The organism is Sphingobacterium sp. UBA6320 (assembly GCF_002440335.1).
Taxonomy (GTDB): Bacteria; Bacteroidota; Bacteroidia; order Sphingobacteriales; family Sphingobacteriaceae; genus Sphingobacterium.
In genome coordinates, this window is the sequence record NZ_DJTA01000033.1 from 137856 (window position 1) to 150816 (window position 12961).

The window sequence follows — 12961 nt, forward strand, 5'->3', positions numbered from 1 at the left end:
ACTTAATTCAGGAAAAGATTTTTTCAAAGATTATTTCTAATTCGCACACCTCATCATTATCAATTTTAATTGTTGGTAAATGCAGTCTACAATCTTCATGGCCTCTGAGGATTTCCGCAGCATTTAATGCTTTCGTTGGTTTATCGTCACCCATAACTCCTTCTGGATAGTAGCTTTCTATAGCTCCATGAGAAAGGATAAAAATATCAATGGATCTTAATGCTGCTAATAGAGAATATTTTTCTGGAATATCTATAGCCTTATCTGTAAATACTCTTCGTCTGAGATTATTTTCCTCTTCTATGAATAGAAAATCAATTTCCAACGCTTCTTCTTCAGTTAAAGCTTCACCAGCTTTTATTTTTAGCCCTAGTTCTTTTAATTTATTATATCGGTCCTTCCATGAATATCTTCTTACTAACTCTTTTATTTTACTTGCTGGTAAATCGGCCTGTGTTCCTTGTTCGTCAGCTATTTTATCAAGTACACTCAACAGCTGTTCCCTGTGTTTTTTTATTTCTTCTGGGACCGTAAATTTTTCAAAGCCATCAATCAAAGCATCAGAATCAACAATACAGAAACATTTTATTTGAAAAAAGCTATAGAAATCAGTAAATCTTTTGACATTCGATTTTCCATTTATTGAAATAATTGGAATGTTATTAGCATCAAAATCCCATTCTGGATTTAACAACTTTGCTGTTTCTTTCAAATAAATTATATCTGAATCGCCTTCAACCAATAATACTTTACTAGAGAAAAAAGCAGCAGTATTGTTTTCATAACATATTATCTGAAAGGCATCTTTTGCTGCTATTTCTTTTAAAAGATTAATCGTTAAAAACTTTCCATAAGGTTTTCCGTCTGCTGGATATTCTTTAATAACCTTAACAAACGTACCAGTAGAGTTTGGAGAGAAGAACATAGGAGAATGGGTAGTAACAAAAACTTGATTGTTTACTTCGGTCAGTTTCTCTAATGCCGCAAACAATATTTTTTGAGCGCTAGGATGGAGGTATAATTCAGGTTCTTCAAATAGAAAAAGATAAGGTTGCTCACTTATTTCAATAGCAGTTTCGGCATCTTCTTGATTTTCTTCATCAACTTTTTTCATAGCTGAAGCCTCTTTTCGTTGTTCTTTATATTGTTCAACAAATGTTCTCAGTAATGCGAAAGTTACAGCTCGTTTAATACCATCTCCCTTTGTTTCAATAATATCTCTTACTCCATCATCTATAAGTAATCTAGCATTTGTAAATACTTGTTTTAACTCTGGTTTGGGGATTTCTATTTCTATTTTTGATTTTGGAAAATTTTCCGAGAGGAATGAACCAATCTGTTTTTCTATATCTTGTAATTTTTCAATTCTATTGTCTGTAATCTGTTCAGCTTCCCTAACTACGTTAAGTAATTTATGCAAATCATCAAATGAATCGGTTATTTTTTCAAAATGTTCCGAGCTTTCTAAAAATCTCATTAGAATACTTAAGAGTTTTCCGAAAGTTGCTGATTCTTTTGATTTTATGTCGTCTTTCAAGTCTTTAACTGCAGCTATGTATATTGGCTCGGGTAAAAGAATTTTAATGCTATTTTCAATACCAGTAGGTAAAGGAGCAAGTTTCATTTCCTTTTGGTCAGCAGGTAATTCAGCTATTATCTCATCTAGTTTTGCAAAAATATCTTTTTGTGTCGTTAGGCCTTCAAATTTCTCGCTGTGTTGAGGTAATATCTCAATAACGGATTGTGAAATTTCCTTCCCTTTTTTTCCTTTCATTATTGCTCCAACTACATCTTTCCCATATCTTCCTTCTTTGGGAGCAAGACGACTACAGAGAAGATCAGATTTTCCGTCTGTATTATAAAAACGAGTTAATGTTAATTTGTCTTCAATGATTACTTCTTTGATTCTGTCTCTGTGATCAGGAGATAGTCGATTTATGTCTCCGTCATTTATCTCTGAAAAAGTGAGTTCAATTTCAATCGGTTCTTCTTCATCATAAAAGTCAGATTTACTTAAACTGCTGCCTGAAAAAAACAAGCTTGTTGCTAAAAGTATAGTTGATTTACCAGCGTTATTTTCTCCAATAACACAAGTAAAAATTGAAGTATCCAATTCATCAGATTTTATACCTCTGTAATTCTTTATTTTTATACTTGAAATATGCATATTCTTTAGGTTTATATAAATAAGTTATAAATTGATAACTTCCACCATACTCTTCCCGCTTTGCTGCTTGCTCACTTTAATCTGCACGGGAATTCTCTCGGTCATTTCCTGAACGTGGGAGATGACACCTACTTTACGACCCTGATTGTGCAACCTTTCCAAAGCATCCATGGCGATATTGAGCGTGGTTGGGTCTAACGAACCAAAACCTTCATCAATAAATAGAGATTCCACTTTCATGCGGCTCGACGATAAAGAAGCAAGGCCTAAAGCCAAGGCAAGCGAAACCAAAAACGATTCGCCCCCCGAAAGAGAGTAGACAGTACGTACTTCATCGCCCATATCCTGATCTACGACTTGTAGAGCCAGTGAAAGAGGTATCCGTTCGATTTTGTAGCGGTTGGTGAGTGCTTGCAAATGAATGTTGGCATATCCCAGTAATACATCGAGCGTGTATTCTTGGGCAATCTGACGGAATTTTTTACCGTCGGCCGCACCGATAATTTCATTCAGTTTGCTCCAGTTTTCGGTGATAGATGCCTGTGCCGCTATACGTTTCAACAAGTCACCAATACTCTGCTTATTTTGTGCATCTTGTTGTTTGCGGAAGCTGTTTTCCCCTTTTTTGTGTTTATTATGTTCTAATGTTGATTTTGCAGCCACATTAAGATCTATGAGTTCCTCAACTGGTCGGTCGGATACACTATTTTCTTTGTGGATGTCGAAAACATGTCTCCGTTCCGAAAGAACGCTACCAGCTCTGGTTGCTTCCTCGTCTATAGTTTGTAATTTTCCACGTTCTGTAGTAATCCAATCGTTGCTCAATGACAATAAATCATGGAGTGCTTCCATATTTAACGATTGATTGTTCTTTAAGTTGAAATCGTCAAGCCAACCCTTCATTTTTTGTAACGCTTTTTGAGCTTCGGCTTCTAAAGCTGTTAATGAAGTGGCCAATTCATCGTATTGGGTTTGGGCTTTGGTGCTGTTGATATTGAGTTGTTCCCTGGTTATTTTAAGCTGCTCGAGTTGCTGCTGAGCATCGTTTATGGCTTGCTTTAGCTTGGTCTCAGTTTCGCTTGCAGATTGACCTCCAAATAGGGAATTGCGCTCTTGATATAAGTCCAAATAGACTTTATGTTGCGCAACATGAGATTCCGTTTTTTTGCTGACATCTGAAGCAAGACTTTTAGCTTGGTTTTCCAGTTGGTTAAGCGTGGCTTCGAGTGCTGCATTTTGGCGGATATATTGCTCCATTCTTTCAGTTTTTTCTTTCCAATCGCGGGCAAATGTTTCAATACGCTCTACGAAAGCTATCGGTGCAGTTTTCCAATTTTTCATCCAGTCTGGAACGGTGAAATAGGGGGAGAGGAGTCGTTCAACACTGTCTAAATCACTATTTGCCTTATCTCGATCTTTCGTATGGCTGCCTTGCTGCTCCTTGTAAACCGCAAGCTGGCTTTGGATGTCTTTGATTTGATTGGCAAGGCCATCGGTATTTTCTTTAAGTTGGTCTATTTTCTTTTTGGCTGTTTCTATTTGTTGCTTTTTCTCTGTATAAGCCTGTATTTGCGCTTGCAGATCGCCCTGTTTGATTTTAAGATCCTGTAATTTTTCTTCTATCCAAGCTGTTTTTTTTGTATCAGATATAGCCATACTTTCCTCGGCGATATCAAATTGTTCCCAAATTTGCTTTTTAGAAGCTAATGATTGTTGCTTTGCCGTAATTTCTTCACTTTGACGTTGGATGTTTTGCTGTAGCATCTTGCTTTCTTGTTCCAGGGCTATGTGCTGACTATGGCTCGCCTGATAACTGTGGTCTTTTTCCTCGAAGGATTTTTCCAGTTGCACTAGTACATTTTCCAATTGCGGATTATGCAGCGCATATGGATGACTTTTGCTTCCACATACAGGGCAAGGCTCGTCATCCACTAAAGCCTCCCGCAATGTTTCTACATTTTCTGTAGATGCCAGGCGCGCCTGCTGCAGAAGCTGCTGAGCCGTATCTCTTTGTGCCTTTTCTAATGGTAGCTGTTGAGCTAATTTTTGTAAAGTTTCCTGTTTTGTTTGAAGATCTGACTGGTCTGTTACCTGTTTTTGGTCCAGTGCTTCCAATTCTGTAAGTGCATCATAAAACAGTTGCCAATGGGCCTGCGCTTTTATGGTGTATTCTACTTGTTGATCTGTTTCGGATTTATTAACATTTAAAGTTTCGATAGGCGTTAATAGCAACTCTTTGGATAGCACATCATAGTTTTTCTTTAAAATTTCCAGGCCGTCTACCTGTTGCTTCCAATTAGGCTCTATCGTCGACCTTTTGGCTTCATTTTTATCGATTATATCCTGTATTTGAGCCAGGATAGCGGACGATTGCTTCAAAATTTCCAAAAACTGCTGCGCATCTTGCAGTTTCGACAAGATGAGGTCTTTATTTTCCGCAATCGTGCTTCGGTCTTTGTTTTCTGCTTTCCAGTCGGTGATATGTTGTATTTGATCAGCAAGGTTTGTAAACTCCTGTTGTTTAGCCTTCAATTGGATTTGATGTTGATTATTGACTTCAACAGAATTTTCAGCTTCCTCTTTAAGTTTTTCTACCTGTTGTTTTTTTTCCGAAAGCAGGGTGTCGAGTCGCCTAGCTTGCTCCAGTAGGGGAAGGGCATCGCTTAGCGCTTTGTTTTTTTCTGAAAGATTGGTTTCGGCTACGTCCAACTGATTTTTAAGCTTTTCTTTTTCATCCTGTAGGACAGTTATGTTTGCTTTTATCTGTGCGAGGGCTGTTGTTTTGTCAGCATGCTGCTGTTGAGCATATTTCAAGGCATCGGCCCAACTTTTGCTTTGTTGTGCTTGCTCAACAGTTTTCAGTTTTTGTTTGCGTGACAAGGCAGAGCTTTGAACCTCCGTTGCAACATTTAATGCTGTGTACGCTAGATCATAATTGGCTTGTAGTTTAGCGAGCTGTTCGTGCCAGCCTATTTCTGCATTTAGTATTTCGATTTCTTTTTCTACTCTTTTGATCTCAATTTCCAGTGTCTCCTGTTCATCTGACAGCGCCTTCAATTCTTCTTCGCTGAGTGTGATAATTCCTTCTTTACGAAGATTAAGGTCACGCAACAGCATTTCTTCTGCTTTGTATTTTTCATAAATCTTTTTCGAAATCTCAGAATAAATATGAGTTCCAGTTAGCTTTTCAAGCAAGGAAGCTTTCTCGCCCTTGTCAGCCTTCATAAAAGCTGTAAAATCGCCTTGAGCTAGTAAAACAGACCGAGTGAACTGATCAAAATTTAAACCTACCAACCTTGCAATTTCACTTAACGTTTCAGCTTTTTTCGCTGGAAAATCGATATTCGAAGTTATATTTTTCAACGCCACAGCATCAGATTGCATGCTACCATCCGCTTTATTTCTCGCACGCCTTACGCTCCAGGTAGCACGATGATATTGTTCATCAATACCAACAAAATCTACTTCAGCAAAGCCATCCGCGGTACCATCACGCAAAATACTCCGTACATCACCCTGATTGAGCGTACTGCCTTCGACATCTCTAATTTCTATACCAGATTCTTTAGCCTGCAAATACCGAGGTGTTTTTGCGTAGAGTGCAAGGCACAAGGCATCTAATATCGTAGATTTTCCAGCGCCAGTAGCTCCTGTAATAGCAAATATGCCAGCGGAGGATAATGGTTCGGAAGTAAAGTCAATTTCTGTCAGACCCTCTAGTGAAGCCAGGTTTTTAATTCTTATAGCTAATATCTTCATTCTACTCGGATGTTTGATTAACTTCTTCCACTACTTGTTGAAAAAGATTTAGGATATCTTCGGGTACGACACTGTTATATCTTGTTTGATATATTTTTCCAAATACATCAATCGGCTGTAATTCTTGCAACTGCTCTGGAGGAATTAATTGATGTTCCAACGTTTCCGAGTCTGGATACCTCACATCAATTTTCGCAAGTCTCACTTTTTTTTGCCGCAACGCCGGCTCAGGACCTTCTAAAAATACACGAACTTCAAGATAAGGTATTGTAGCTTTGTCAGCTTCATCAGAAGTAGGTAGTTGTTCAAGCAAAGCGATGACATCATGTAAAGGTTTATGGTTTAACGGAACCCTCAACAGCGGTACAAACAGTGGTATATCGATCGATTTTAGGTTATGCATTTCGTCTTCGAGATCAAATGCGACGACTTGGTGCTTGTAATTAATTTCGGAGAAGGACATAGGTAAGGGGCTACCAGCATAACGCACATGTTCTTTGCCCCCAATTTTTTGCGCTTTGTGAATATGTCCAAGAGCAACATACTTTATATCTTGATGAAAAGCAGTCGCCGGAATACATTCTACACCACCCATGATCAGCCTTTCTGTTTTATCTAGCTCGGTTATTTCAGCATTGTGCGTATGTAAATGCCCCATAGCAATAATGGCTTGATTATCTAGTTTTATACCTTGAAGATATTCGAATAGTTCTTTGTATAAAGCCGTTACTCCTTCGGTGTAAGGATTCGAACAGTCAGGTATAAACGGGTAGTCCCCCATACGTAGAAATGGTACCGCAAGGCAGTACATCTTGGTCTTTCCATCTTGATCATATATTGGAACAACCAATTTTTCGAAATCGATTTTTCCTTCGATATCTTTTTCTACTAATCCTATAATCTGAATTTTTGAAGATAGGAGTAATGGCTTTGGAGCTTCAAGACGTGATGCAGAATCATGATTTCCAGCTGTAATAATTATTTGTAGATCTGGGTTTTTTGAAGTAGCTTGATTCAAAAAGGTGTAAAACATTTTAATAGATTGAGCTGACGGATTTGATATATCAAACACATCACCACTAATAAGCAGTACATCAATCTTTTCGTTATATAATGTTTCTACTAACCAATCTAAAAACTTTTGATGCTCATAGGTGCGGTCATATTCATGAAATAACTGACCAATGTGCCAGTCTGCAGTATGAAGAAATTTCATTTCAAATAATTGGCTAAATCATAAAATATCCTCGTCAAATTTGTCGTTTTACGACTTTGAGAGGGTTTGTTGTAGTTTAATAATCTATTGCAATATAATAATTGCAATCTATATTAGAAATATTTTTATCATTATCCTAGTAGTTTTATTAAATTATCCTCGTAACTTATGTTTTCAGTTAATGTTTGCTAAGATAGGATGTCTAATTTTTATTCTTTTATGGGAAACCATAATTTTGTTCAAATACTTCCTAAATAAATTATAATGTTTCATTTGACATATTATACTCTGGTCGGAAATTAAGGCATTTTACCATTTCTTTATTTTGCTTGCTTCCGGATAAATGGATATATCAATTTCCACATATTAATTTTGAAGAATAAATTCATCCAAATAAATCCCATGAGATTGGACAGATTTCAAATATATATATTGAAAATATCTTAGAAATAATATGCTGATCAGTGAGATACATATTTAAATCATTACCGAAGTTTAAAAGTTATCAACGGAAGGATGATATGTTTAAAATTTGTTTTTAGGTACTTGAAGAATACCTCGACATGCCATCCGTGGTTGTAAATATTTGCTGTGCTAAAGATTATCTTTCCACAAACTAAAGTACAATTATGTATCGTCTTCAGAGTATCAGCAGTATGTAACTGAAAAAGATAAAAAAGCAGTAGTGTAAGACTTGAAGCCAGTTTACAAATCCTTAAATGAGGAAATCGTATATGATAATCTCGTGCAGTTTGAAGAAAAGTGGTGATAAAAGTATCCATTAGTGGCAAAATTATGGTTAAATAAATGGACCAATCTTGCTAGATATCTTGAATACGAGAGTCAGGTGCGAAAGGTTATTTACACAACCAGTCCGATTGAAGGCATTCACTGTCAGATACAAAAGATTACCAAACCTTAGCAAAGCTAGCTCGGGACTAACTCTAAAACAACACGAATGAATAAACTTAAAGAGGTTGTATTCAATTCTGAGTAAGCTCTTATGTATCTGATAATAAGGGGTATATCTGAAAAGTAGACAATACCGATACACAAATGGGGCTTGAGCGTATCTCAATTTTATATTAAATTTGGAGATACGCTCAAGCTGCATAGAAGCTTTTAGAATTAGGTTAATTATCCAATGACCCAGTTTGAGTTACACTCCAGATTTCTTAATTATGTATAAATGATCCGCTTTTGACAATATTTTGTGATGCGCAGGGTTATTTTATTGGTTCCTTCTTCCAATTTTTACCACCCAAGTCTTTATAATGGAAATCTTGGTAGGGATACCAATCTCTAACTTCAGTTGCATCGAATGTAGAAATGGAGATTATGTGGTCTGCCATTTGCAAATAGTCTTTATCAGGAAGGGGATAAATTCCAATTAATTTTGAAATTGATTTATTGTCGTATAAACTCACATTACAGTTGCCTTTACAGTTTTCTTTCCTAAACTGTTTAATGAATTGATATACAAAGTTTTTTTCGAAATCCTTTTTCTTTAATAAAACGTGATAATTCTCTACTGCTGAATTATGTTCAGTCTTTAAAATTTCATAGTCAGTTTGACTTAAAGTTCCTATCGACTGTTTTTCTTGATCTGCTTCAGTTATCAAAAAATTAGATGGTATCCACCCGATATATGTGTCAGATAGCCAGTCTGGCTCAACCACTTTAATTTTGACCCATTCACCTTTCTTTTCTAGCACTTTAACTTTAGCTGAGTAGTCAACCTCACAATATTGAGTTTCTCCTAATGCTTGAGTAGCTTTCACATTTATTACTTTGTCGGCTTTGTCGCTTGGCTTTTGTCTGATGGGAATATCTTCGCCATTTATTCCGAATGTAGGTGAAGTTTCAATTTTCGGAGTTGATGAAATTTTGTTTTCATTCCTTGTGGTTTTATCGCCTTGAGAACAAGACATAATTGTCAGACAAGAGATAATACTCATTGTTGAAAGGATTTTATTCATAGTTTTAGTGTTGTTTGTTTATCTTGCACATAACACGTTTCAATTCAGTCAGTAAAGTTCTAATCGGTAAGGTTTCTGTAAAATTTCTTTTTCAAATTCAGGCTCAGCAAAATAATTTACTAATAAAATATTACGCTTTTAATTATTCCACAAATCGTTCGGTTTTCATAATTCGTTTGCAATTTGTACACACAACTTTCTTAATTCCGACAGTTCTTGAAGAGCCGATGGATTATTTGCAATGTTGATTAAAGGTCTGTGTTTATTTATTAATTCATTTTCAAAAGATTCAAAGTCGTCATTAAATTCAATCCAATTTACTTTTAGGTTTTCATTAATCCACTTAATGATTTTTTGTTCGTCTGTTTTAGAGAATTTGTAGTTGCGTTTATTTTTCTTTGTTAAAAGCGATCCTTTGGGGGGAAGGTATCCAAGCACTGCACCGATACTTCTGAAAAATGTTCCGTGTCCTCTTGCTCGAAGCTCTTGATGAAGAAATCGAGTTCGCAAACTTTCACTTGCAACTCCAATATAAATAATATTGTGTCCTCTATCTCTTAAAGCAATGTTGAATGGTGATGGAAGTCTGCTAATGTCATTTATACGAATACAATACAGTCCTGAATTTGTAGAAACTAAATTGTCAATAATTCCAGCACTCTTAAAATTCTTTTCATTAATCAGCATCTTTTCAATTAATGAACTGTTAAATAATGAAGATTGTGTGGTATTGATAGCTGTTGTTGATGTTACCAATTTGGAAGATACAAGTTTTTCTTTTCTAGGAAACTGTGTGCCATTTAGTTTTACTTTAAGCGGCGATGTTGAACGGTCTATTTCAAAAAGTTCGCGATGATCGTCAACCCTTGCAGTAATTTGACTTGTTCTAATTTGAGATTTATCGCCTTTAACATACCATTTATTTCTATTCAATCCGTCTGCAATTTCTCTTGCAGTCATTGGCAGTCCTGTCTGGCTTAAGAGTTTTTCTATTGCTTCATGTAGTATCATAATGTATTAGATCTTTTAGTTATGATTCTGTGAAATTAGAATTTTCGTCAAATTAAAGGAGATGTCAGTATAAGTTTTTCTTGAACTCAAGATAATAAACATATATTTTTAATCTTAAACTATATTTTGGCCATCTCAATATCTAGTTCCAACTGATCCTCCTGCTTTTTAATTAATCTTCAGGGATTTTTTATATAAGCTCAAGGTATTTTCTGACTTGATTCTTTCCATTTAGAATCGCAGTTTAAGATTAATTTGCTATAATCACAATTCTCAATCAATAATCTATACATCTTAGCTTTTAATCTCTATAGAGTTCTTAAAAGGCTTTTAAGCCCTAGTAATTTTGTGAATTTGCGATTGATACGATGTCACAAGTGAAGAAATCCAGTTTTTTTAGACTCAAAACTCTATCTAATTTTGAATCATACGCTATCTTGCTTATTTATAATTTATTTTTTGTCCATTCGCTTTGGTATAGTAAATTTCTTACATCTTCCTGAAGAAATCTAGCGATATCGTTAAGTGTATTCAAGGTAGGTTGTTGTTTGTTATTTACCCACCTCGAAACGGTTTCTTTCTTAACGTTGAAATGAATTACAAGATCATTATTCTTCATTCCTTTCTCCTCTAAAACTTCAGCTATTCTATTTATTTTATTTTCTGTCATTATTTTTTTAAAATTATTGTTGATATTTAAAATCAACTTTAGTATATTTGTATATGATTAGTAAATAACTAATTCATTTTGTTTGAGCTGTAATTGGATAATCCAATTAACTGAACGAGTCTCTAACTTTTCGATTGATACCCGAGAAAGAGACAGTAAGATTAGCTCATTTCCTACGGATAGTATATATTTGTATATCAACGTAGGGATGGGCCTTGCTGTGAAGTCACTTTCGGGTATCACCTAAGGAATCTTCTTTAGGGCTGAGCTAAAGTCAAGGCTTTAGTGAAAAGAGTGATGGAGCAAGCCCATCCTTTCATTTTAGACTTGTTCATCATAAACCAATTAAAATTATGATAGAACGATTAAAAACCAAAAAAAGAACCCATCTAGACGTGATCCAGGATCAAAGTCTCAGGTCGGTCAATCCCCCTAATAAGAACATATTCCGAGCTCCGGAATAAAGAGTATTTCTAAGATAAAAAGCCAATTAAAAGAAAAAAGGTATAGCTGTACTTCCTTTTTAATGAAATAGGGGCTTTAGTTTATTCTATTAATAGCTTTTACTGGCTTGTGGTTAATCTTCACAATTCATCCGTTCTTTATTCTCGCACTATTGCTTACGTTAACTTGACACTTAAATGTAGTAATTAAATGCAGATTTTCAAAAATTGATGTGAAAATTGAATTTATTGTATAACAATGATAACAAGCCGGTTTTTTATCCTTTAACAAATAATGCAATATAAGAAGACCACTCTATAGCCAATTGACGACGATATAAAATTGCATTTTTCTTGATTTAATTTTTTTTAAAAGGTTTCCTTAATGCCCAAACTATGGCCAAAAATTAGGGATTTAAGGGAGCCAATTTAAACCTTTAAACAATGCAAAAATCTTGCAATCGGGAGAGCTGTGCGCTGTCCCCAGAGAGAGAACTGTCTTCGTTTTTGAGTGAAAAGTGCGTCCCATTTATTAAAAAACCGATTATGACTACACTTTTACCCAAAACAGCATTGAAAAATGCTACACTGACTAGATCCAGAGGTCGTATGCCCTATGTGCCCAAGGCTATAGTAGACAAACGTCCAAAGGAACGGTACTATTCTTTGCTGGTTCCTTCGGAAAAAGATATCAGTCCATTTATTTCTGTGCTGCATGGCACCCGTAATGATGTACTGCGGATCAATTTTGTGTGCATGGCCGTTTATGAGTGCTATCTCTACGCCCTTGGGCTGCCCAGTAACTTTCCGAAAGAGCAGATCATCGTTTTAGGTGAAGACCGCGTAAAGTATATTCCCTGTAGAAGCTGCTATTACGGCGGTAAGCATTTATATGAATATGAGCTCACCGTGCCCGCCAGTACCGAAAGGGAGGAATACCAACAACGGATCATCAACGACTTCAACCAGCACTTTCAGTTGGATGTAAACGTTGAGAAGCTATCGATAGTGAAAGAAAGTAGACCGATCGGGGAAGATGGCAAATCCGTAGAATTGATCTGGGACGAGCAGATCACCATGATCATGCGCAAAAAACCGACATTAACACTAGAAAAGTAAAAAGATAGTTTCTACCTGTGAATTCCGGATGCTGCCGAGGGATAAAATTGATGACCTGATCAACCCTCGGTATCAAACGGAGCAGGGAAACTTGATAAAAAAAAGACCAAAATGAACATCAAAAAGCTATATATCAACAAGCTTTTTGGATATCTCCAAAAGCTATTTAAGCCTGCAAAGCAGGGTGTGCTATTGCGCATAAATCAGGCAGCATATACTGCCACTCAAAACGCACTAAAAAATACTATTGCACAAGCAACTAATGACGATTTTAGTAGTTCGTATACCTTCGATTTTGGTACAACTACTAACCGACAAGTGCCCGATGGTCAGTCGCCTAAAATCCGAGCAGAAGCAGAGGGGCAAAGTCCAGATGGATTTGCTTCCAGTCTTTTCCTGACCAACTTCGCCCCATCTTCTAGGTCGCTTCGAGTGGGCTCCGAGGTGGCTTCGACTGGGCTTCGACGTACGTGCAGGGAGAGTCGAAGCCCACTCGAAGGAGACTCAGGGGAAGGTAGAACAAGGCTAGAACAAAGGTCGAAGAAAAGTCGAAGAAATGCAGTAAAACACCAAACGTGTCTTATACTGAAATAGGTT

7 protein-coding genes and 1 pseudogene are annotated in these 12961 nt (G+C 36.2%); 2 read left to right on the forward strand and 6 right to left on the reverse strand.

Annotated features, from left to right (window positions below; all coding sequences use genetic code 11):
- Positions 1-7: 7 nt before the first annotated feature.
- The 3 genes from B3P23_RS21365 to B3P23_RS21375 are packed head-to-tail and all read right to left on the reverse strand — an operon-like array spanning position 8 to position 7142.
- The gene (locus tag B3P23_RS21365; protein WP_293929476.1) at positions 8-2167 is read right to left on the reverse strand and encodes an AAA family ATPase; all 2160 of its coding nucleotides are present in this window, start codon (positions 2165-2167) and stop codon (positions 8-10) included.
- A 24-nt stretch (positions 2168-2191) separates the two neighbouring features.
- Positions 2192-5926, reverse strand: a complete 3735-nt coding sequence (locus tag B3P23_RS21370) for an AAA family ATPase (RefSeq protein ID WP_293929478.1) — start codon at positions 5924-5926, stop codon at positions 2192-2194.
- Between the two features lies 1 nt (position 5927).
- A complete protein-coding gene (locus tag B3P23_RS21375) occupies positions 5928-7142 on the reverse strand; it encodes an exonuclease SbcCD subunit D (protein WP_293929480.1) in 1215 nt (404 codons plus the stop codon).
- 594 nt (positions 7143-7736) lie between these two features.
- Here B3P23_RS21375 and B3P23_RS21535 point away from each other — a divergent pair.
- Positions 7737-8268 (forward strand): annotated as a pseudogene (locus B3P23_RS21535) (transposase); the annotation flags it as partial.
- A 100-nt stretch (positions 8269-8368) separates the two neighbouring features.
- Here B3P23_RS21535 and B3P23_RS21380 read toward each other — a convergent pair.
- From B3P23_RS21380 to B3P23_RS21390, 3 genes are all read right to left on the reverse strand, one after another.
- Positions 8369-9121 carry a hypothetical protein gene (locus B3P23_RS21380; protein ID WP_293929482.1) on the reverse strand — a complete coding sequence of 251 codons (753 nt, stop codon included), beginning with the start codon at positions 9119-9121 and terminating at the stop codon, positions 8369-8371.
- 165 nt (positions 9122-9286) lie between these two features.
- Complete coding sequence (locus tag B3P23_RS21385) at positions 9287-10132, reverse strand: GIY-YIG nuclease family protein (RefSeq protein ID WP_293929484.1); 846 nt, start codon at positions 10130-10132, stop codon at positions 9287-9289.
- A 445-nt stretch (positions 10133-10577) separates the two neighbouring features.
- A complete protein-coding gene (locus tag B3P23_RS21390; protein ID WP_293929486.1) occupies positions 10578-10802 on the reverse strand; it encodes a helix-turn-helix transcriptional regulator in 225 nt (74 codons plus the stop codon).
- 989 nt (positions 10803-11791) lie between these two features.
- Between B3P23_RS21390 and B3P23_RS21395 the strand changes: the two genes are divergently transcribed.
- Entirely contained in the window at positions 11792-12364 is a 573-nt protein-coding gene (locus tag B3P23_RS21395) for a hypothetical protein (protein ID WP_293929488.1), read from the forward strand.
- Positions 12365-12961 lie beyond the last annotated feature (597 nt).